This is a genomic window from Dorea sp. AGR2135 (assembly GCF_000420885.1).
Lineage (GTDB): Bacteria > Bacillota > Clostridia > Lachnospirales > Lachnospiraceae > Dorea > Dorea formicigenerans.
On sequence record NZ_ATVU01000004.1, the window covers coordinates 101,108 to 124,016 of the forward strand.

Sequence of the window (22,909 nt, forward strand, 5' to 3'; positions counted from 1 at the left end):
GATGAAACAGATGAATAATGTTACCAGGTCGTTACCAGGTGACGTTAACGGGCAAGAAAGCATATATTGACAAATATTCATTTTTTAGTATAATTAATACAATGCTCTCGAAAGTGAGAGCGTTCTTTGATTATAGAAAAGGAGAGAGAACATGACAACAACAGTATCTATATTAATTGCATTTGGCGTCTATCTTTTGGGAATGATCGGAATTGGAATCTGGAGCATGAGACAGACGAAGGGGGCAGACGATTTCTTCCTCGGAGGACGAGGACTTTCCGCTCCGGTAGCTGCGATGTCTGCACAGGCATCTGACATGAGCGGCTGGTTGCTGATGGGACTTCCGGGCTCTGTGTATGCACTTGGAACCGGGCAGGCATGGATCGCCGTAGGACTTGGACTTGGAACGATTGCTAACTGGCTTATTATCGCAAGACCACTTCGTGCATATACAATTGTAGCGGGAAATTCTATGACACTTCCGGAATTTTTCGGAAACCGTTATCACGATGAAAAGAAGATTTTACTTGGTATTTCTTCAGTTATTATCGTCATATTCTTTCTGGTATATACAGCTTCCGCGCTGGCAAGCGGAGGTAAGCTTTTTAACACTGTATTTGGATTGGATTACCATATAGCTTTATTTCTGGGTGCTGCAGTTATTCTGATCTACACATTTATGGGAGGATTTCTTGCAGTGTGTTCTACAGATTTCTTCCAGGGATTACTGATGTTGATTGCAATTCTTGCAGTACCGGTGCTGACATGGGGATTTGTAGGTGGTGATTTTCATAACATGCTTGCAAATACAGGAGTGAATCCGGACAATTACTTAAGCTTTACATATAATGGAGATCATCCGATCACAGCGGTAGAGATTATTTCTAATATGGCATGGGGACTTGGATATTGTGGTATGCCACATATCCTGATTCGTTTTATGGCAATCCGCAGTGAGAAAGAACTGAAGAAATCTTCGGCAATTGCAATTGTGTGGGTTGTACTTTCCCTTGGATTTACGATTGCGATCGGACTGCTCGGACGTGCTTTTCTCTATCCGGAGATTCTCGGAGTAACAGAGGGAGCACCGTCAGCAGAGTCAGTATTTATTGAGATGATCCAGAAGATTTTCATCGAAAAGACTCCGATTCCATTTATTGCAGGATTATTTATCTGTGGAATTCTGGCAGCTGTAATGTCAACTGCAGATTCACAGCTTCTGGTATGTTCTTCTTCCGTATCTAAAGACATTTACCAGAACATTCTGAATCCGGAAGCTTCTGATAAGAAGGTATTAAACGTAGCACGTCTGACAACATTTGGCGTAGCTGTAGTAGCATTTTTCATTGCATGGGATCCGAACAGTTCTATCATGGACCTGGTATCTGATGCATGGGCAGGACTTGGAGCAGCATTTGGTCCGCTTGTCGTTATGAGCCTCTTCTGGCGCAGAACGAATCTTCCGGGAGCTGTGGCAGGACTGGTGTCCGGAGCAGCGACTGTGCTGATCTGGGATTATCTTCCAATTGTAAATGGACAGACAATCGGAAATGCAACAGGAATTTATTCTTTGTTAGTCGGATTTGTTATCAGCCTGTGCTTTATCGTAATCGTCAGTATGGTTACAAAAGCACCGGACGAGACAATTCTTGCGCAGTTTGATGAATATAAAAAATACGAAGAAAAAGATATGTAAGAATAGAAGTGTAAATAATAAGAAATGTAAATATAAGGTCGCTATATGGCTAATGTTAACTTCATGACATTGGCTGTATGGCGCCTTTTTCGTTGCCAAGCATACGACAAAAAGGTCCGGTGGACCTTTTTTAGTTACATAGCAGGAAGTGTTAAATCATCTATATTTGATATAATATTGACTCAATTTGATGAAAAAAGTTTGTTTTTTAACTATCAATCGTATTATTTATAGAAAATTGCGAAAAATAGTAAAGTAATATTGAATTGAGTGTAAAAATGTGATATGGTACGTTATACAAGAAAAGGCTTACTGAAAGGAGAAGGAAATATGGGATTTTTAACAGGTAAGACAGCGATCATCACAGGAGCGGGACGCACGGTGTTAAGTGATGGCAGATGTGGATCTATCGGATATGGAATCGCAACTGCATATGCAAAAGAAGGGGCAAATCTTGTTATTACAGGACGTAATGTGCAGAAACTGACAGATGCAAAAGAAGAATTAGAGAGACTGTACGGAATAAAAGTACTTCCGGTACAGGCAGACGTATCTGCAGGCGCAGACAATAAAGCAGTTGTTGACAATGTTGTGAAACAGGCAATCGATACATTTGGGCGAATCGATGTGCTGATCAACAATGCACAGGCTTCTGCATCCGGAGTTACACTGGCAGATCATACGCAGGAACAGTTCAATCTGGCAATGTATTCAGGATTGTATGCAGTATTTTATTATATGCAGGCATGCTACCCATACTTGAAAGAGACAAAAGGAAGCGTTATCAACTTTGCTTCCGGTGCGGGACTTTTCGGTAATTATGGTCAGTGTGCATATGCAGCGGCAAAAGAAGGAATCCGTGGACTGACAAGAGTTGCAGCAACTGAGTGGGGACCGGACGGAATCAATGTCAACATCGTATGCCCGCTTGCATGGACTGCACAGCTTGAAAAATTCGAGCAGGCTTATCCGGACGCATTTAAGGCAAATGTAAAGATGCCGCCGGCAGGTCACTATGCAGACGCAGAGAAAGAGATCGGAAGAGTGTGTGTACAGCTTGCATCTCCTGACTTCAAATATATGAGTGGTGAGACACTGACACTGGAAGGTGGAATGGGTCAGAGACCATAAATAAGAATTTATCAATAAAAAGATGCATGATCGCAGAAAAAAATTCTGCAGTCGTGCATCTTTTTTCTTTATAAGTATCCCCCGTCAAATGTGACGATCTGTCCGGTGAGATATTCTGGCGCGCAGATTAGTTTCCACACCATTTCAGCAACTTCTTCAGGGGTGGCGAAGCGTCCGGCAGGGATATCTTCCGCAAGTTCTGCCCGCTCTGCTTCGTCTAATTGTTTATTCATTTCGGTATCGATGACACCACATGCAAGAGCATTGACTGGAATTTTACTTCTTGCCAGTTCTTTGGCAAGTGCCTGGGTGAGCCCGCCGACACCGGCTTTGGAAGCAGAGTAAGCCGCTTCACAGGATGCACCGTTTACGCCCCACATGGAGGAAATGTTGATGATCCTTCCGCTTCCGTGTGACAGCATAGGAGGAATGGCAGCGCGGCAGCAGTAGAAGACGGAGGAGAGATTACTGGAAAGCACCTTGTCCCAGTCTTCATCAGTCATATCCATGAGAAGCCCGATGTGGGAAATCCCGGCATTGTTTACCAGTACATCCAGATGGTCACAGGTCTCAGCGATCGTATGGAAGATTTTCTGTACAGTATCAGGATTTCCAATGTCACCTGGCACCAGTGTACATGTGCCAATCTTTTCAATTTCTTGTCTGGTTTCTTCCAGTGCGTCAAAAGAGCGGGAACAGTTCAGGAAGATATGATAGCCCTCAGCCGCGAGTCGAAGGGCGATTGCACGTCCGATGCCACGGGAAGAGCCGGTAACAAATGCATATTTTTGTGTATATTCAGACATAATGACCTCCAGGAAAATGTTTTTATGCATTACAGTTGAGGCAAAAATCCACAACATCATCTTATAAATACATATTTATATTTATTATATACTGGAATTATTGATATTTGAAGAACGAGATGCTATTATTTAAATAATAGTTGATAAGCACGCTTGTAATATAGAACTTATCAATAAGACGGTTGACTGGCAGCGAATATGGGGATAAAATTTTGAACGAATTAGAAAAGAAAGGGCAGATGGTCGCTCGTGCGATTGCATTTGCTACAAAGGCACATGAGGGGCAGTTCCGAAAAGGGACGAAAAGACCGTATATTGTTCATCCATTGGAGGTGGGTGAGATTGTCGCAACACTGACTTTTGATGAGGAGATTATTAGTGCAGCGCTTTTGCATGATACAATCGAGGATTGCCAGGGAATTACACGGGAAGTACTGGCGCAGGAGTTTTCTGAGCGTGTGGCAGCGCTGGTGGATCAGGAGAGCGAAGACAAGTCAAAAACATGGTTTGAGCGCAAGAGTCATACGATTGAGCATTTAAAATATGCACCGTATGAGGTGCGTATGATTGGTCTGGCAGACAAGCTTTCTAATATCCGTGATATCGACAGGGATTATCCGGTCATGGGAGAAGAGTTGTGGAATCGTTTCCGAATGAAAGAAAAGAACACGATTGGCTGGTATTACAAAGGATTGCGGGAATCTCTGCGCGAAGGATTTGAGCAGGAAGAAGCATTTCGCGAGTACAGTTATCTGGTAGATAAGAATTTTGGGATAGATGAGTCATCTCACATCTGATATAGCTGTGTAAAAAGGAGACGCTTCAGATTTATAATAGAATCTGAAGCGTCTCCTTTTTGTTGTTGCCAAGTTAATTGAGGAACCGGGCGACCACAACGTTTGATTAAGTGCTGTTCGCACTTAAAATTTGGGTTGGGTAAAATTAATAATACAATAAAAATTTGATTAAATTATATTGCAAAATTATGATAATATCAAGACATTTTTACAAAATAAAAAATTTTTTATAAGAAAATTTTTAACCGTAATTTTTAGCCTAAAAATTTATAAGAAATTTTTTACATGCTCCTGGAAAGTTCTTCGCAAGTTTTCATGGCTTCGATTACGGAGCTGCGGAAGCCTTTTTCTTCCAGGACACGGACAGCTTCAATAGTTGTTCCTGCCGGGGAACATACCATATCTTTTAACTCACCTGGATGCTTTCCGGTTTCCAGAACCATTTTCGCGCTTCCAAGAACTGCCTGGGCAGCGAACTGGTAAGCCTGAGCTCTTGGCATACCACCGGAAACGGCTGCATCAGCCATAGCTTCGATAAACATAAATATATAAGCCGGGGAGCTTCCGCTAACAGAAACGACGGTGTCCATCAGGCGCTCTGGAATGATCTCAACGCGTCCGAAACTCTCCAGAAGTGTGAGGACATAAGCAATCTCTTCTTTTGTCATATATTCATTCGGGCATGCGGCAGTCATACCTGCTCCCACAAGCGCCGGAGTATTTGGCATTGTACGGACAATTTTTACATTTTTACCAAACTGTTCCTTTAACCACGCCAAAGTTTTGCCTGGTGCGATTGTGATAATGATCTGATCTTCACGAACATCATTTTTGATTTCGGCAATTATCTCTGCATAGAACTGCGGCTTTACAGATAAAATGACAATATCAGAACGATTGATGACTTCATGGTTGTCAGCAGTTACCTGAATTTTGAACTGCTCTTTTACACGCTCGCGTCCAGCTTCCATGACATCTGCTCCGATAATATCATTTGCAGGGATGATCTGATTCTTTATAATACCGCCCATAATAGCAGACGCCATATTTCCAGTGCCGATAAAACCTAATTTCATAGTGATTCCTTCTTTCTTATTATTTGCCTTGCCCATGTTCGTTCATTTCCGGGTGGAAAATGTGTAGTTTAGCCGTATTGCTAAGATTCGTTTGGTAATCATTTTCCAGGCATCTTAGGAAAATAATAGCATTCTGGAAAAATGAAGTCAATCCGAAGTTAAAGGAATCGCTCTTGCGCGTTTTGGCAGGGATGACATTGTAAGACTCGCTCTTGTAGGAAGTGACAGAGTTGGATATAATATACAAGAAATAATTTTTGCATTTGCATTTTTGAAATTAAGTGAAAATATATAGAAATTTGGTTAGGAAGTGACTGAATATGAAAAAAGAACTGGATTATTTTACAATAGAAGGGTGCTACGGAGGCAATCAGGACTGGTTCACGAATCTGATTATGCATATGGGTGGCTGTGCTGCAGCGACCGCATGCGACAGTTGCATTTATTTCGGACTTCAGAATGAAAAGATGAAGCCGCTTTATCCATTCAATATAGAATGCCTTACAAAAGAAGATTATAAGGCATTCAGCCAGATCATGAAACCTTACCTCAAACCACGTGCTGGCGGTGTACGGAAGCTTAGCTGGTTCGTGGAAGGTCTTGAACGATATATTCAAGATGTGAATGAAGCGAAACACACGGATATTTACATCGGGATGGAAGAATTCTGTGGTGATCATACATGGCAGGAAGCAGCTATATTTATTAAAGAACAACTAGATCAGGACATTCCTGTACCGTACCTGCTTTTGCGCCATCAGAACGAAGCCTACAAAGACTATATCTGGCATTGGTTCCTGCTCACCGGATACGAAGAAAAAGATGGAAAAATGTACATCAAAACAGCAACTTATGGGGAAAGCGACACCTTCGAACTCGAAGACTTCTGGAACACCGGCTGCGAAGAAAAAGGAGGCCTCATACGCCTTACACCACACTACAATTAATTAGGCAACGTGTTTGACCATCCAGATTTCAGATATAGAATATATATATCAGTATCAGGAAATATTGACGATACACCTAACCTACGCTACAATATTACTCAGGATTTTCGAAAATTACCGGGAACAGAATGACTGCAAATTTCGATTCGCTTTTCGGGTAATTTCCAACAATCTGAGAAAAATTAAAATAAAAATATAGAAGAAAGAGGTATACAACATGGCAAATCCAATCGTAACATTTGAAATGGAAAACGGTGACATTATGAAAGCAGAATTATATCCGGAAATTGCTCCGAACACAGTGAACAACTTTATTTCACTGGTTCAGAACGGATTCTATGACGGACTCATCTTCCACAGAGTGATTCGTGGATTCATGATCCAGGGCGGATGCCCGGATGGAACAGGCATGGGCGGTCCGGGATACACGATCAAAGGCGAGTTCTCACAGAATGGTTTTGCAAATGATTTAAGACACACAGAGGGTGTTCTTTCTATGGCAAGAGCAATGCATCCGGATTCAGCAGGTTCCCAGTTCTTCATTATGCACAAGAATTCCCCGCATCTGGACGGAGCTTACGCTGCATTTGGTAAGATTACAGAAGGAATGGATATTGTAAATAAAATTGCTGAGACAGCAACCGATTACAGTGACAGACCACTGGAAGAGCAGAAGATGAAAAAAGTTACGGTAGACACAATGGGAGTAGAATACCCGGCTCCGGAGAGAGTTTAAGATAAAAGTAAACAGTTAAATTAGAGGAGGCACAAAAAGCCCATGGATATGATACAGACAGACAAGCTGGTATTTGAATATGACAAACGGGATGAAGATGGCAATATTATCGGCAAGTCCCGGGCAATCGATGAGGTGGATATCGATGTGAAAGAAGGGCAGTTTATTGCAATTCTTGGTCATAACGGTTCAGGAAAGTCCACATTTGCAAAACATATAAATGCGCTTCTTGTGCCAACGGATGGAACGATGTGGGTAGACGGACGTGACACAAAAGATCCGAACGAGCTGTGGAATGTAAGACAGAGTGCGGGCATGGTTTTTCAGAATCCAGACAATCAGATTATCGGAACGGTCGTGGAGGAAGATGTTGGATTTGGCCCGGAGAATCTGGGCGTACCAACCGACGAAATCTGGAAACGTGTAGAAGACAGTTTGAAATCTGTTGGAATGATTTCTTACCGGCATCATTCACCAAATAAGCTTTCCGGTGGACAGAAGCAGCGTGTAGCAATTGCCGGGGTCATCGCTATGGAGCCGAAATGCATCGTTCTTGATGAGCCGACAGCTATGCTGGACCCGATGGGGAGAAAAGAAGTTTTAAAAACAGTGCAGAAGTTAAGAGAGCAGAAGAAAGTTACGGTTATACTGATCACACATTATATGGAAGAAGTGGTCGATGCAGACAAGATTTATGTTATGGATCACGGGCATGTAGTGATGGAAGGAACACCGAAAGAAATCTTCTCTCAGGTCGATACATTGAAGCACTACAGATTAGATGTTCCGCAGGTGACGATTCTTGCGGACGAGCTTAAGAAACGAGGACTTGACATTCCGGATGGAATTTTGACGAAGGAAGAACTGGTGGAGGCATTATGTCAATTAAAATAGAACATTTGAATTATGTATACAGTGAAGGCACAGCCTACGAAAAACATGCGTTAAAAGACATTTGCCTGGAGATTCCACATGGAGAATTTGTGGGGATCATCGGACATACAGGTTCCGGAAAGTCTACGCTGATCCAGCATCTGAATGGACTGATCAAAGGAACAAGCGGAGCCATCTATTATAATGGAGAGAACATTTACCAGGATGGGTACGATATGCGGGCACTCAGAAGCCAGGTGGGACTTGTGTTTCAATATCCGGAGCATCAGTTATTTGAAATAGATGTGCTGACGGATGTGTGTTTTGGACCGAAGAATCAGGGATTGTCACAGCAAGAGTGTGAGGCACGGGCGCTGGAGGCATTGAAGCTTGTAGGATTAAAAGAAAAATATTATAAATCATCACCATTTGAACTCTCAGGAGGGCAGAAGCGAAGAGTTGCAATTGCCGGGGTACTGGCCATGCGTCCGAAGGTGCTTGTACTGGACGAGCCGACTGCGGGATTAGATCCGAAGGGGCGCGACGAGATTCTGGATCAGATTGCATATCTGCACAAGGAATCGGATCTGACGGTTATTCTGGTTTCCCATAGTATGGAGGATATCGCCAGATATGCGGATCGGTTGATTGTGATGAACAGTGGTGAAGTGATGTATAACGATACCCCGAAAAACGTGTTCGCACATTATCAGGAACTGGAGAAGGTCGGACTTGCAGCACCGCAGGTGACATACATTATGCATGATCTGAAAATGAAAGGATTCCCGGTAGGTGTGACTGCTACAACTGTAGAAGAGGCAGCAGATGAGATTATGCATGCATTAGGAAGACAATAGCAAAAAAAGATAAAAGGCTTGTAAATAGATATTGGAGATATAAAAAATGATTCGAGACATTACAATAGGACAATATTATCCGGCAAAAAGTATATTGCACAGACTGGATCCAAGAGTGAAGGTTGTATCCACACTTTTATTCTTGATTTCATTATTCCTGTTTCGGAGTATTCCAGGATACATCATTGCGACCGCATTTCTTGTGATGGTAGTACGTTTGTCAAAAGTACCGTTTGGTTATATTGTGAAAGGTCTGAAGCCGATTATCATGATTTTGATGTTGACGGTATTATTTCAGTTGTTCCTGACAAGAGGCGGTGACACATTAGTTCACTGGTGGATCTTTACAATCACAGAAGAAGGACTGGTAAATGCGGTGTATATGGCGATCCGATTGATTTATCTGATTATTGGATCATCATTAATGACATTTACAACGACGCCGAATGAGCTGACAGATGCTATTGAGAAGCTGCTTGGACCGTTGAACAAAATTCATATTCCGGTTCACGAGATCGCTATGACAATGTCTATAGCACTTCGCTTTATCCCGATTCTTCTGGAGGAGACGGACAAGATTATGAAGGCACAGATTGCCAGAGGTGCAGATTTTGAAAGTGGAAATATGCTTCAAAGAGCAAAAGCTATGATTCCAATCCTTGTACCGCTTTTTGTATCTGCGTTCCGCCATGCAAATGACCTTGCCATGGCGATGGAGGCAAGATGCTACCACGGAGGAGAAGGACGTACGAAGATGAAACCACTTCGTTATGTGAGCCGTGACCGTGTGGCCTATGCAATTGTGATTCTTTATGTGGCAGCAGTATTCGTGATTGGAAGATATGTACCGTTTCATATCTGGATTTTTTAACAGGAGGTTTTGAAGAGTGAGAAGAATTCGGATAGTAGTTGCCTATGACGGTACCAATTACTGTGGCTGGCAGATTCAGCCGAACGGTATTACAATAGAAGAAATCCTAAATAGACAGATCAGTAAACTGACCGGAGAAGATATCCGGATCATAGGTGCAAGCCGGACAGATTCCGGAGTACATGCACTTGGAAATGTAGCCGTTTTTGATACAGAATCCCGGATTCCGGGAGACCGGTTCGCATATGCACTGAATCAGAAGATGCCGGAAGATATTGTGATCGTAAGATCTGACGAAGTGCAGATAGATTGGCATCCGAGATATCAGAACGAGATATCCAAAACATATGAATATCACATTTATAACGCGAAGGTGAGAAATCCGCTGAAAAACCGGTACAGCACCTTCGTTTCTTTCGATTTAGATGTGGAAAAGATGAGACAAGGTGCGAAATACATTTTAGGGGAGCATGATTTTGCAAGCTTCTGCAATGTACGGACTAATGCGAAAGATACTGTGCGTACAGTGCATGAAATAACAATTAAAGAGATTCCGATGGATAAGTTCCGGGCTTCGAATTGGGGATGGGAAAATTCAAATTTAGAAAATGAAAAAGAAATCGTTATTCGTGTAACGGGAAACGGCTTCCTATATAATATGGTTCGTATCATTGCCGGAACGTTGATCCGTGTGGGGCGTGGATTCTATGAACCAGAAAAGATCAGAGATATTCTGGAGGCGAAGGAACATACTTCCGAGGGAATAACAGCACCGCCGAATGGACTGGTGCTTGTATCAATAGATTATCCACTGTAAACGCTTTCAACAGAAGAATATAAGAAAAACGTAAGAAAAAAATAAGAAATTTGTATTTTTTCTTTGAATTATTAAGAACTCTGTGATAAACTATCTAGGATATATAATTCTATGGAGGGATTGGACAATGGACAATTACATGTATCTGGTTCCGGTTGCGGCTGTAGTAGCTTTGTTATTTGCTGCATACCTTGCAAATAAAGTAAGCAAAATGGACGCTGGAACTGACAGAATGAAAGAGATTGCAGATGCAATCGCTGAAGGTGCTCGTGCATTCTTAGGTGCAGAGTACAAGATTCTTGTTATCTTCGTTGTAGTACTTTTCGTACTGATCGGAGTAGGAATTCAAAACTGGATTGAAGCTATTTGTTTCGTAGTTGGAGCGCTGTTCTCAACAATCGCAGGATACTGCGGAATGACAGTTGCTACAAAAGCTAACGTTAGAACAGCTAACGCTGCAAAAGAGCACGGAATGAACAAAGCTCTTTCAATTGCATTCTCAGGCGGAGCAGTTATGGGAATGTGTGTAGCAGGACTTGGTGCGCTTGGTGTCAGCCTTGTTTACATTTTTACTAAGAACACAGACGTATTATTTGGATTCAGTCTTGGTGCTTCATCTATCGCGCTTTTCGCACGTGTAGGTGGAGGAATCTATACAAAGGCAGCTGACGTTGGAGCTGACCTTGTAGGTAAAGTTGAGGCTGGTATTCCAGAGGATGACCCGCGTAACCCGGCAGTTATCGCTGACAACGTTGGAGATAACGTAGGTGACGTAGCAGGAATGGGTGCTGACCTGTTCGAGTCATATGTTGGATCATTAGTATCTGCTCTGACACTTGGTGTTGGTGTGGCAGCTGTAGAAGGAGTATTATTCCCACTGGCTATTTCCGGATGTGGACTGATCGCTTCTATCATTGCTACATTCTTTGTAAAAGGTGATGAGAACTCTAACCCGCAGAAAGCTCTTACAAGAGGAAGCTATGTATCTGCAGCATTAGTTATCATCGTATCTCTGGCACTTAGCTGGACATTATTTGGAAACATGAACGCAGCAATCGCAGTAATCGCTGGTCTGGTTGTCGGCGTTATCATTGGTAATATTACAGAGTACTACACATCTGCAGATTACAAACCGGTTCAGGGAATCGGAGAGCAGTCTGAGACAGGTGCAGCTACAACAATCATCAGTGGACTTGCAGTTGGTATGAAATCAACAGCTATCCCGCTTCTTCTGATCTGTGTAGCTATCTTTATTTCATATCAGACATTTGGACTTTACGGAATTGCTCTTGCAGCCGTAGGTATGCTTTCAACAACAGGTATCACTGTTGCAGTTGATGCTTATGGACCGATTGCTGACAATGCCGGTGGTATTGCAGAGATGTCTGGTCTTGAGGAGTCAGTTCGTGACATCACAGACAAACTTGACTCTGTTGGTAACACAACAGCAGCTATGGGTAAAGGATTCGCTATCGGATCTGCAGCTCTTACAGCACTTGCACTGTTTGTATCATACGCACAGGCAGTTAAACTTGATTCCATCAGTATCCTTGATTACAAAGTAATCATCGGTATCTTCATCGGTGGTATGCTTACATTCCTGTTCTCTGCATTTACAATGGAGTCAGTATCTAAAGCAGCTTACAAGATGATCGAGGAAGTTAGACGTCAGTTCCGTGAGAAACCGGGCATCATGAAAGGTGAGGAGAAACCGGACTACAAGTCATGTGTAGGAATTTCTACAACAGCAGCTCTTCACGAGATGCTTCTTCCAGGAGTTATGGCAGTAGCAGCTCCATTGGTTGTAGGTATCGTTCTTGGCGTTGAGGCTCTTGGCGGACTTCTTGCAGGAGCTCTTGTAACAGGAGTTCTTATGGCAATCTTCATGTCCAACGCAGGTGGAGCATGGGATAACGCTAAGAAGTACATCGAGACAGGACATCACGGTGGAAAAGGAAGCGAGGCTCACAAAGCAGCCGTTGTTGGTGATACAGTAGGAGATCCGTTCAAGGATACTTCAGGACCGTCAATCAACATCCTGATCAAACTTATGACAGTAGTATCTCTCGTATTCGCACCATTATTCTTATCAATTGGTGGATTACTGTAATACATATTATGAGATTAAAGAAACGAGGCATTGAAAAATGTCTCGTTTTTTACGCAATTGGGGCCATAGTATTTCAATAAAATACTACGGCCCCATTATTGATTAAGGGTGTCCCCAATTAACAATATCGGTCTCTCTTTTTATGAAGTTGGTTCTCTAATGGAACGATGCTGACATATTCTGCGTTGTTCTCTTCGATGCATGTTCTGGCAGCTTCAATATCATCAGGATGTATCAGAAGCGCCATTCCGCAGGCGGCTTTGCCATCTGTCGCCCGAGGGGCCGGTGCGATACGATTCGGGATATCGTGATCGCACAGAAGTTCGTGGAGCATCATCCCCTGGGTGTGATTATCAAAGAGTATGTAATAGCGGATATGTTCGTTTTTATCTTCCATTATTTGCTTAACATCTCCACAAATGCACCGATTCTTGTACGGAGCTGTTCAGCATCTGTATCGGTGTAATCTGTTTCCAGAGAGAGAACCGGAATGTTCTTTTCTTTTAATGCTTCAGCAACTGCGCGTTTCTCTGTATCATACAGGCAGCAGAATATGAGGCTGCAGTCGATGACTCCATCTACCTGGTATTCATCTACCATGCGGAGAATGTCATCGATACGTCCGGTGTTCGGTGTAAAGCAAGCACAGTTTGTCTTCATGTAACGTCTGGACAGATTCATGAACTGCTCGTCCAGTGTCTCGCCAGATTCATCCACAAGGTTTTCGAAGTATCTTGTTCCGGTACACATCTCTTCACAGACAACAGCAGCGCCGCTTGTCTCAATGATGTTGTGTAATTTCCAGTTTGGAACTGCAAGAGGTGTTCCTGTGATCAGGATACGTTTTGTTCCTTCCGGAACGACAGATACACCATCTTTGATGCGCTGCTCCAGTTCGTCAGCCAGGCGGTTACACATCTGAGCACAACGTACCGGATCATCAAAGAAGGAAATCTGAGTCATAAGCAGAGCATCACGTCCGGAGATTGGCAGACATTTTGACTTTCTGCAATCATAAACTCTCTGCATTGCTTTTCGTTTTTCGTTACAGATCTTGATTGCCTCAGCAAGCTTTTCCGGTGTTACTTTGTTACCAGTGAAATCTTCTACAACTTTTGCAAAATCAGCAATTTCATCTTTCCATTTTACAATATCTTTTTCGCGTTTCATCTGAGGAACATCCATAATATGCATCGGAACGTCTTTCCCAAGAATTTCATAAGCTTTCTTTTTGCCATCGCATGTAGTTTCCCCGACATACATGTCTGCAATACGGAAGAATGGGCAGGTACGTCCAAGTCTTGCACCAACAGAAGCTTTTACAAGCGGGCACATATTTTTCGGCAGGACTTTTTCTCCGTCCGGAACCCAGAACTGGGAACCACCACAGAGTCCGGTCACAATACCATTAGCAGCGATGACAACTTCATCTGGTACATATACGCAAAATGTTCCGAATACTTTGCGTCCTTTTTTCTGCTCCTCAATTAATTCAGCCGGGCGGATACCATGTACCTCAGCAATGACCATATCCCAGAAATCCATTGCTTTCGGTCGGTTCTCCTGTGTCATAAATACATCCCCAACTGCTGTTGGAAGAACCTGACAGAGATTGTCGTGATTATTGATATCCATTCCAAGGTCTTCCCACATTTTTACATAATCAGCCATGTTATTATTCCTCCTCTTTGACATTGACTCTTTGATTGTTAGAATCAAACATTCATTGCGATTAATCCTATGTGATTATTGTAAGAAATAACGAATAGGTTAGTCAATGCATACGCAAGATTGTGCAAAATAACTATAAATGATGAACTCTTATAGAAAAAATAAATAGGTTAGTTTTGGCTTACATAGCCTTGAAACACAACATTTTTTGTGTTAATATAAAAAACGGAACATATTTTTGTATTTAATATCGAAGAGAGGTAATAAACGTGACAAAAGTTGACATTATATCTGGATTCCTTGGAGCCGGAAAGACTACATTTATTAAAGAACTGATTGAAAAAGTTTTCGCAGGCGAGAAGCTTGTGCTGATTGAAAATGAATTTGGTGAGATTGGTATTGACGGTGGATTTCTTCAGGATGCAGGAATCGAGATTACTGAAATGAACTCAGGCTGCATCTGCTGTACACTGGTCGGAGATTTTAGTGTAGCACTTAAAAAAGTACTGGATGAGTATCACCCGGATCACGTAATTATTGAGCCATCAGGAGTCGGCAAACTTTCTGATGTTGCAGCAGCGATTGAAAATGTAAAAGAAGATGCAGACATTGAAATAGAAGGAAGAATTACAGTTGTAGATGGAAAGAAAGCGAAAATGTACCTGGACAACTTTGGAGAGTTTTTCGAGAACCAGGTGGAGCATGCATCGACAATCGTAATCAGCAGAACTCAGAATATGACAGACGAGAAGATAGAGGCTTGTGTACATCTTTTAAGAGAGAAGAATGACAAGGCTACAATCATTTCCACACCGTGGGATCAGCTGAGCGGAGACGCAATCCGTCACGCTCTCGAGCACGGTGCAGAGATCGAAGGATTATTTGAGCATCATCATGACCATGACGAGGAGTGTACATGCGGCCATCACCATGAGCATCATCACGATCATGACGAGGAGTGCGGATGCGGCCACCACCATGAGCATCACCATGACCATGACGAGGAGTGTGGATGCGGTCATCACCATGAGCATCATCATGACCATGATGAGGAGTGTAGTTGTGGATGTGGCCACCACCATCATCACCATGCGGATGAAGTGTTCACAAGCTGGGGTAAGGAAACTGCGCACAAGTACACAGAGGAAGAGCTGGATTACTTATTGAAAGCATTGTCTGAGACAGATGCGTATGGAACAATCCTTCGTTCCAAAGGAATTATCCAGATGACAGACGGTAACTGGAAGCAGTTTGATCTTGTTCCGCAGGAGTATGAGGTCAGAGATGGAAATGCTGATTATGCAGGACGTATGGTTGTAATTGGAACAGATCTCAAAGAAGACGAACTGGCTAAATTATTCCATGTACAATAGTAAAGATATAAAGGAGCAGCAAAAACAATGATGGAACCAACACCAGTATATATATGTACCGGATTTCTGGACAGTGGAAAGACGTTGCTTGTCAAAGATACTTTGATGGAGCAGGAATGGATCGAACCGGGACTTACACTTCTGATTCTTTGTGAAGAAGGTGAGGAAGAATATTCCAAGGAATATCTGGAAGAAAATGATATGGTGCTTTTAAAGATAGATAAATTTGAGCAGTTAAATGCAGCATTTTTTACAAACTGCGAGAAGAACTATCATCCGGCGCAGGTTGTCATTGAATACAATGGAATGTGGAAGCTGGAAGATTTGTTACAGCTTAAGTACCCACGCAAATGGCAGATTCAGGGAATTTATTCTACTGTTAATGGAACGACACTGGATATGTACCTGAAAAACATGAGAAATATGTTGATGGAGCAGCTTACCGAGTCAGAGCTTATTATTATCAACCGTTGCCCGGAAGGTGTGGATCGTTCCGGATTCAGACGTGCACTTAAGGTACAGAATCCAATGGCACAGTTGATATTTGAAGGAATGGACGGCAAGATCATTCAGCCGACAGCTGAAGACCTGCCATTTGATATTAAGGAAAATCCAATTAAAATTGAAGATGAAGACTTTGGAATCTGGTATGTAGATGCATATGATCATCCAGACCAGTATATGGATAAAGAGATTGAGTTTGTCGCACAGGCATTTCGTCCGAAAGGAATGAAGAATGATATGTTCGTTCCTGTCAGAAAAATTATGACCTGCTGTGCAGATGATGTCCGTCTGTATGGATATCCGTGTAAGATTCCAAAAGTTACAAATATCCAGATGCAGAAATGGTATCGTGTTCGTGTAAGATATTCCTTTGAGCCGACAGAGCCATTTGCACCGGAGCAGCCGGTACTGTATTTGATGCACATTGAACCGGCCGAGGCACCGGAACAGGATTATGTATATCTTGGATAAATGTATTACACAATCTGCTTGACAAAGCATGTCAAATCAGTTAGCATAACAGCAGGGTAAAGAAAATATAACCAATATGCAAAGGCTATGAAGGGAAGAAGTAGTGGTGGATACACCCGTACAGAGAGCAGCCGGCAGGTGAGAGGCGCACGAAGGAAGAGACTACGAATACATCCCAAAGCTGCACACCGAAATCCAGAACCATGCAGAATGAGGAGACGTACAATTAAAAAGAACGTAAGAGAAATGTATTCTGAGGCAGGGACGAGTAGGCTGTGACGAGAAGCACCCGTTAACGTGCTTAAGCCGTGAATGCGGCTTAACGAGGCTGGCAGGCGTAAGCTGTCAGTAAAATAAGGTGGTACCACGATATATGTCGTCCTTGTCCGGTAGCGGACAAGGACGTTTTTATATAATAGGAAATTGCATTTCCTATTATATAAAAAAGCCTCCGGCAGGATGCGCACTCGCGCGAATAAGAACCAACATATCGTCCTTATAAAAATATGAATGAGATAAAGGAGAGAAAATCATGGGAATTTATGAAGAGTTACAGGCGAGAGGTCTGATCGCTCAGGTAACAGATGAAGAAAGAATCAGAGATTTAGTAAACAATGGAAAAGCAACATTTTATATTGGATTTGATCCGACGGCGGACAGCCTTCACGTAGGACATTTTATGGCACTGTGTCTGATGAAGCGTCTGCAGGAAGCAGGCAATAAACCAATTGCTCTGATCGGTGGGGGAACAGGATACATCGGAGATCCATCTGGAAGAACAGATATGAGAAGTATGATGACTCCAGAGCAGATCCAGCATAACTGTGATTGCTTTAAAAAGCAGATGAGCCGTTTCATCGATTTCTCAGATGGGAAAGCACTTATGGTTAATAATGCAGACTGGCTTCTTGGGCTGAACTATATAGAAGTCCTTCGCGAAATTGGTCCGCATTTTTCTGTAAACCGTATGCTGACAGCAGAGTGTTACAAGCAGAGAATGGAAAAAGGACTTAGCTTCCTCGAGTTCAACTACATGATCATGCAGGCGTATGATTTCTATGAGTTGTTCCAAAAATACGGCTGTAATCTGGAATTTGGCGGAGATGATCAGTGGAGCAATATGCTTGCAGGTACAGAGTTGATTCGTCGTAAACTTGGAAAAGATGCTTCTGCTATGACAATTACACTGCTTCTGAACTCCGAAGGAAAGAAGATGGGCAAAACACAGAGCGGTGCGGTATGGCTTGATCCAAACAAGACTTCCCCATTTGAGTTTTACCAGTATTGGAGAAATGTAGGAGATGCTGACGTTCTCAAATGTATCCGTATGCTGACATTCCTTCCGTTAGAAGAGATTGACGCAATGGATAAATGGGAAGGAGCAGAGCTTAACAAAGCGAAAGAAATCCTTGCATTTGAGCTGACAAGTCTTGTTCATGGTGAAGAAGAGGCTAAAAAAGCACAGGAGGCTGCAAAGGCATTATTTAGTACAGGTGCTGCAGCAGATATGCCTAAGACAGAACTTACAGAGGCTGATCTTACAGATGGCAACATTGATATTATGACACTGCTTGTAAAATGCGGTCTGACAGCTTCCAAATCTGAAGCACGCCGTGCAGTACAGCAAGGTGGAGTGTCTGTAGATGGAGAGAAAATCACAGATATTGCCCACACATTTGCCGGAGAAGATTTTGGCGGAGAAGGAATCGTTCTGAAAAAAGGAAAGAAAAATTTCCGCAAGGTCATTGTAAAATAAAATATAATTATATAAAATGATGTTGGGGACTTTTGCCCCAACATTATAAAGGTAAATATTATCATAAGTAGAGGGTGGAGCCTATGAAGTGTCCAAGATGTGACAAACCGATTAACGATGGAGAATCTTACTGCCCACATTGTGGGTACAAACTGGAAAAAAAGAAATCAAGGACATGGATCATGATAGGCGGCGTTGCGCTGGCTGGAGTCGTGCTTGGCTCTGTTGTTGCACAGACCGGTTACCATGCGTTCGAAAAACAGGTCAGTGAGACGCAAAGTGAGCTGACTGCAGATTCGAAAGATGCACTGCCGGATCAGAAGACAATAGAGGCAAATAAGAAGAAAAACGAGACAGAACGAAAGAAGGAAGAACGGCAGGAACAGGAAGATGAAAAAGAAGCTGAGATTACAATTTCTGTAGACGAAGCAACTCCTGTGGATCTTGATTCTTATGTACAGATTCAGCCTGTATCTTCCAAGGCGAGTTCAGAACTTGATGATAACACAGCCGAGAAAGCAATTGACGGTCAGGAAGTGACGTCGTGGCAGGAAGATGTAGCAGGATACGGACAGGGTGAAAATCTTACACTTAAATTTGAAAAAACATATACGGTAAAGTATCTTGCACTGAAACTTGGAAGCTGGGAAGATGATGCTGCGTATGAGCAGAATAACAGACCGAAAGAACTGGATATTCAGACCGACCATTTCATTCGGAAAGTTACATTTTCAGATGAAAAAAAAGAATACTGGGTCACATTTTCAGATACATGTAAAACCTCTGAACTTAAGCTGATTATTGAGCAGGTATACAGAGGTCTCAAGACGAGCTGGAATGACACTTGTATTGCAGAAGTGCAAGTTTATGGAACTGAAGAATAAAAGGAGTGAATGAAATATGGCATTTCATGAAGTACCAATTGAAAGTCTTGAATTTAACCCATTTAAGAAGATAAGTAAACAGTGGATGCTGATTACAGCAGGAGATGAGAAGAAGTCAAACACGATGACAGCAAGCTGGGGAGGTCTTGGTATTATGTGGGGAAAGAATGTTGCAACCGCATATATCCGACCAAACCGTTATACAAAAGAATTTGTAGATCAGACGGATCACTTTACGTTATCATTTCTCCCGGAGGAGGAGCGTAAAGCGCTGAACTACTGTGGAACAGTCAGTGGACGTGATGTGGAGGATAAGTGGGCGGCAGCCGGACTTCATCCTTATCCGGTCGACGGAACAACAGGAGTGGAAGAAGCAGAGATGATTTTTGTATGTAAGAAGTTATATCATCAGGAAATGAAACCAGAGTGCTTTGATGCACCGGAAAACGATGAGAGATGGTATCCGGAGAAAGATTACCACATAATGTACATGGCAGAAATCGAGAAAGTACTGGTGAAATAATGAAAGTTTCAACAAAAGGAAGATATGCACTTCGGATTATGATCGATCTTGCAGAGCATAACACAGGCGGATATATTCGCTTAAAAGATATTTCAAAGCGACAGGGGATTACACTGAAATATATGGAGCAGATCATGCCGATCCTCACGAAATCAGGATATGTAAAGAGTTTTCGTGGAAATAACGGTGGTTATATGCTGGCAAAAAAACCAGAAGAATATACAGCTGGAGAGATTTTACGGGCAGCAGAAGGCAGTCTGGCTCCGGTAGGCTGCATTGAAGATGAGCCAAATGCATGCAAACATTATGAACAGTGTAGGACAGTGAAGTTTTGGGAAGGTCTTTGGGATGTGATCATAGAGTACACGGATCGATTTACTCTTGCAGATCTGATGAAAAATGAAGACATTGAAAACCCAATATGCAAAGAAGGCTAAAACGTAAGACAGGAGTGTAAGATATGACACTGACACAGTTAAGATACGTGATTACAATTGCAGATACCGGGTCTATGAATGAGGCATCAAAAGCACTTTTTATCTCGCAGCCAAGTTTGTCGCAGGCGGTCAAAGAGCTGGAGACAGAGATTGGAGCAGAGTTATTCAAGCGAAGCAACCGAGGGGTGTCGGTTACCCAGGAAGGAATCGAATTTCTGGGATACGCAAGACAAGTTGTAGAACAATATGAACTGATTGAGTCTCATTATATCGAACGTAAAAATGTAAAGAAAAAATTCGGAGTGTCTATGCAGCATTATACATTTGCAGTCAATGCATTTGTGGAAATGGTCAGACAGTTTGGCATGGATGAGTACGAGTTTGCGGTCCGTGAGACGAAAACATATGAAGTCATTGAAGATGTAAAGGAATTCCGCAGCGAGATAGGAATTATTTATATCAATGATTTTAATCAGAAGGTATTGACGAAGATGATTAAGGAGTCTGATCTGGAATTTCATCCAATTTTGGACTGTGGTGTCTATGTTTATCTTTGGAAAGGGCATCCTCTTGCAAATAAGGAAGAGATTTCCATAGAAGAACTGGAAGAATACCCGTGTCTTGCATTTGAGCAGGGGAATTATAATTCGTTCTATTTTGCAGAGGAAGTGTTAAGTACTTACGAATACAAGCGCCTGATCCGGGCGAATGACCGGGCGACCCTTTTAAATCTCATGGTAGGGTTGAATGCATACACACTTTGCTGTGGCATTATATGTGAGGGACTCAACGGTGAAGATTACTGTGCAGTGAAGCTGAAATCCAATGAGCATATGACGATTGGTTATCTGAAGCGAAAGGGTGTGGCGCTTAGTCCTTTGGGACAGAAATATCTGGAAGAAATCCGAAAATACAAAGCTATGGGCATGGACATCCGTGGCGTGGAAGATATAAAAGCGGATCAAAAGCAGAGCTAGAAGTGAAGATGAAAATATGAGAAAGATACAGGAAGCTGACTATAGGAATTACTTATAGCCGGCTTTCTTTTTTACATATTAGACAGGTAGGAATTATCATGCTATTATATACCTATCAAACAGATAGGAAATGTGTTTGATAGAAACAATGAAAATAGCAGAGCAATCTGCAAAAACACGCCAGTAAAACAAGTAAGCAATAAAATGAGTAAGCTTGTTGGCAAGGTGAATAGAGATTTAGCAGAAGAAAAGGAGATAGGGATTATGAGTGAAAAAATTACAAGAGAGAACAGAAAATTTAAATTTGAGACATTGCAGTTACATGTAGGACAGGAGCAGCCGGACCCGGTTACAGATGCAAGAGCAGTTCCGATTTACCAGACATCATCTTATGTATTCCGCAACAGCGATCATGCAGCAGCAAGATTTGGTCTGGCAGATGCTGGTAACATTTACGGACGTCTGACAAACCCGACAGAAGATGTATTCGAAAAGAGAATCGCAGCACTGGAAGGCGGCGTTGCAGCACTTGCAGTTGCTTCCGGAGCTGCCGCAATTACATATACAATCGAGAACCTGGCACAGAATGGTGACCACATCGTAGCGGCTAAAAACATTTATGGTGGATCCTTCAACTTATTAGAACACACACTTCCACAGTATGGAATCACAACAACATTTGTTGATATTTTTAATGAGGAAGAGGTTGAGGCAGCATTCCAGGAAAATACAAAAGCATTATTCATTGAGACACTTGGAAATCCGAACTCAGATGTAGTAGATGTAGAAAAATATGCAAAAATTGCACATGCACATAAAGTACCGTTGGTAGTAGACAACACATTTGCAACACCTTATCTTGTAAGACCAATCGAGTACGGTGCTGACATCGTTGTACATTCCGCAACAAAATTCATCGGTGGACACGGAACAACAATCGGTGGAGTCATTGTAGACGGAGGAAAATTTGACTGGGAAGCATCGGGAAAATTCCCTTCACTGACAGAACCAAACCCAAGTTATCACGGAATCAGCTTCACAAAAGCAGTTGGAGCCGCAGCATTTGTTACAAAGATCCGCGCAATCCTGCTTCGTGATACAGGTGCAACAATTTCACCATTCCATTCATTCCTGTTCTTACAGGGACTTGAGACACTTTCACTTCGTGTAGAGCGTCATGTACAGAATGCACTGAAAGTTGTAGAATACTTGAACAACCATCCGCAGGTAGAGCATGTAAATCACCCATCTGTATCCACAGATCCAGAGCAGCAGGAACTTTACAAGAAATACTTCCCGAACGGTGGAGGATCTATCTTCACATTCGAAATCAAAGGAGATGCACAGAAAGCAAAAGACTTTATCGATAATTTGGAGCTCTTCTCACTCCTTGCAAATGTAGCCGATGTTAAATCACTTGTAATCCATCCGGCAACAACAACACATAGCCAGTGCACGGAAGAAGAACTGTTAGACCAGGGAATCAAACCAAACACGATCAGACTTTCTGTCGGTACTGAAAATATTGACGACATTATCCAAGACCTTGATGAAGCATTCAAGGCAGTAAAATAGCCCTATCTCACATGAATTGGG

General features: G+C 42.4%; 22 protein-coding genes. 18 read left to right on the forward strand and 4 right to left on the reverse strand.

The annotated features are described in order from the left end of the window. Positions 1-151: 151 nt before the first annotated feature. Entirely contained in the window at positions 152-1,696 is a 1,545-nt protein-coding gene (gene putP / locus G593_RS0104120) for a sodium/proline symporter PutP (RefSeq protein WP_029730873.1), read from the forward strand. 330 nt (positions 1,697-2,026) lie between these two features. Further along, positions 2,027-2,827, forward strand: a complete 801-nt coding sequence (locus G593_RS0104125; RefSeq protein WP_029730874.1) for an SDR family NAD(P)-dependent oxidoreductase — start codon at positions 2,027-2,029, stop codon at positions 2,825-2,827. Between the two features lie 68 nt (positions 2,828-2,895). On the opposite strand, the gene G593_RS0104130 is transcribed toward G593_RS0104125, so the two are convergent. Continuing rightward, entirely contained in the window at positions 2,896-3,633 is a 738-nt protein-coding gene (locus G593_RS0104130) for an SDR family NAD(P)-dependent oxidoreductase (RefSeq protein WP_029730876.1), read from the reverse strand. A 239-nt stretch (positions 3,634-3,872) separates the two neighbouring features. Between G593_RS0104130 and G593_RS0104135 the strand changes: the two genes are divergently transcribed. Continuing rightward, a complete protein-coding gene (locus tag G593_RS0104135) occupies positions 3,873-4,430 on the forward strand; it encodes an HD domain-containing protein (RefSeq protein WP_029730877.1) in 558 nt (185 codons plus the stop codon). A 281-nt stretch (positions 4,431-4,711) separates the two neighbouring features. Here the strand turns inward: G593_RS0104135 and proC are convergent, their stop codons facing one another. Next, a complete protein-coding gene (gene proC / locus G593_RS0104140) occupies positions 4,712-5,506 on the reverse strand; it encodes a pyrroline-5-carboxylate reductase (RefSeq protein ID WP_029730878.1) in 795 nt (264 codons plus the stop codon). 320 nt (positions 5,507-5,826) lie between these two features. On the opposite strand from proC, the gene G593_RS0104145 reads away from it, so the two are divergent. The 7 genes from G593_RS0104145 to G593_RS0104175 all read left to right on the forward strand — a co-directional run bounded on the left by G593_RS0104145 (position 5,827) and on the right by G593_RS0104175 (position 12,717). Beyond that, positions 5,827-6,453, forward strand: a complete 627-nt coding sequence (locus G593_RS0104145; protein ID WP_029730879.1) for a hypothetical protein — start codon at positions 5,827-5,829, stop codon at positions 6,451-6,453. Between the two features lie 217 nt (positions 6,454-6,670). Next, positions 6,671-7,189 carry a peptidylprolyl isomerase gene (locus G593_RS0104150; RefSeq protein ID WP_005335991.1) on the forward strand — a complete coding sequence of 173 codons (519 nt, stop codon included), beginning with the start codon at positions 6,671-6,673 and terminating at the stop codon, positions 7,187-7,189. 42 nt (positions 7,190-7,231) lie between these two features. Continuing rightward, positions 7,232-8,083, forward strand: coding sequence for an energy-coupling factor transporter ATPase (locus tag G593_RS0104155; protein WP_005335990.1), 852 nt, complete (start codon positions 7,232-7,234; stop codon positions 8,081-8,083). Beyond that, entirely contained in the window at positions 8,068-8,919 is an 852-nt protein-coding gene (locus G593_RS0104160; protein WP_029730881.1) for an energy-coupling factor transporter ATPase, read from the forward strand. Before G593_RS0104155 ends, G593_RS0104160 begins: the two co-directional genes overlap by 16 nt. A 46-nt stretch (positions 8,920-8,965) precedes the next feature. Then, positions 8,966-9,790, forward strand: a complete 825-nt coding sequence (locus tag G593_RS0104165; protein ID WP_029730882.1) for an energy-coupling factor transporter transmembrane component T family protein — start codon at positions 8,966-8,968, stop codon at positions 9,788-9,790. Between the two features lie 16 nt (positions 9,791-9,806). Beyond that, positions 9,807-10,607 carry a tRNA pseudouridine(38-40) synthase TruA gene (gene truA / locus G593_RS0104170; protein WP_029730883.1) on the forward strand — a complete coding sequence of 267 codons (801 nt, stop codon included), beginning with the start codon at positions 9,807-9,809 and terminating at the stop codon, positions 10,605-10,607. A 127-nt stretch (positions 10,608-10,734) separates the two neighbouring features. Beyond that, complete coding sequence (locus G593_RS0104175) at positions 10,735-12,717, forward strand: sodium-translocating pyrophosphatase (RefSeq protein ID WP_022279236.1); 1,983 nt, start codon at positions 10,735-10,737, stop codon at positions 12,715-12,717. A 118-nt stretch (positions 12,718-12,835) separates the two neighbouring features. On the opposite strand, the gene G593_RS0104180 is transcribed toward G593_RS0104175, so the two are convergent. Together G593_RS0104180 and G593_RS0104185 are read right to left on the reverse strand one after the other, a co-directional pair. After that, positions 12,836-13,114 (reverse strand): DUF3343 domain-containing protein, encoded by a 279-nt coding sequence (locus G593_RS0104180; protein ID WP_005335984.1) that lies wholly within the window; start codon positions 13,112-13,114, stop codon positions 12,836-12,838. Then, on the reverse strand, positions 13,114-14,388 hold the full coding sequence (locus tag G593_RS0104185; RefSeq protein WP_029730884.1) for a double-cubane-cluster-containing anaerobic reductase: 1,275 nt from the start codon (positions 14,386-14,388) through the stop codon (positions 13,114-13,116). The genes G593_RS0104180 and G593_RS0104185 overlap by 1 nt, the downstream gene beginning before the upstream one ends. A 269-nt stretch (positions 14,389-14,657) precedes the next feature. Between G593_RS0104185 and G593_RS0104190 the strand changes: the two genes are divergently transcribed. The 8 genes from G593_RS0104190 to G593_RS0104225 all read left to right on the forward strand — a co-directional run bounded on the left by G593_RS0104190 (position 14,658) and on the right by G593_RS0104225 (position 22,888). Then, a complete protein-coding gene (locus tag G593_RS0104190) occupies positions 14,658-15,761 on the forward strand; it encodes a CobW family GTP-binding protein (protein WP_029730885.1) in 1,104 nt (367 codons plus the stop codon). Positions 15,762-15,788: 27 nt separating this feature from the next. After that, complete coding sequence (locus G593_RS0104195) at positions 15,789-16,736, forward strand: TIGR03943 family putative permease subunit (RefSeq protein WP_029730886.1); 948 nt, start codon at positions 15,789-15,791, stop codon at positions 16,734-16,736. 532 nt (positions 16,737-17,268) lie between these two features. Further along, on the forward strand, positions 17,269-18,492 hold the full coding sequence (gene tyrS, locus G593_RS0104200; protein WP_005335975.1) for a tyrosine--tRNA ligase: 1,224 nt from the start codon (positions 17,269-17,271) through the stop codon (positions 18,490-18,492). 83 nt (positions 18,493-18,575) lie between these two features. Next, positions 18,576-19,376, forward strand: a complete 801-nt coding sequence (locus G593_RS0104205) for a zinc ribbon domain-containing protein (RefSeq protein WP_029730887.1) — start codon at positions 18,576-18,578, stop codon at positions 19,374-19,376. 16 nt (positions 19,377-19,392) lie between these two features. Continuing rightward, a complete protein-coding gene (locus G593_RS0104210) occupies positions 19,393-19,899 on the forward strand; it encodes a flavin reductase family protein (protein ID WP_005335968.1) in 507 nt (168 codons plus the stop codon). After that, positions 19,899-20,336 carry an RrF2 family transcriptional regulator gene (locus tag G593_RS0104215; RefSeq protein WP_029730888.1) on the forward strand — a complete coding sequence of 146 codons (438 nt, stop codon included), beginning with the start codon at positions 19,899-19,901 and terminating at the stop codon, positions 20,334-20,336. The genes G593_RS0104210 and G593_RS0104215 overlap by 1 nt, the downstream gene beginning before the upstream one ends. Before the next feature lie 23 nt (positions 20,337-20,359). Next, positions 20,360-21,313, forward strand: coding sequence for a LysR family transcriptional regulator (locus G593_RS0104220; RefSeq protein WP_005341157.1), 954 nt, complete (start codon positions 20,360-20,362; stop codon positions 21,311-21,313). Positions 21,314-21,577: 264 nt separating this feature from the next. Then, entirely contained in the window at positions 21,578-22,888 is a 1,311-nt protein-coding gene (locus G593_RS0104225; protein WP_029730889.1) for an O-acetylhomoserine aminocarboxypropyltransferase/cysteine synthase family protein, read from the forward strand. The last annotated feature ends 21 nt before the right edge of the window (positions 22,889-22,909 follow it).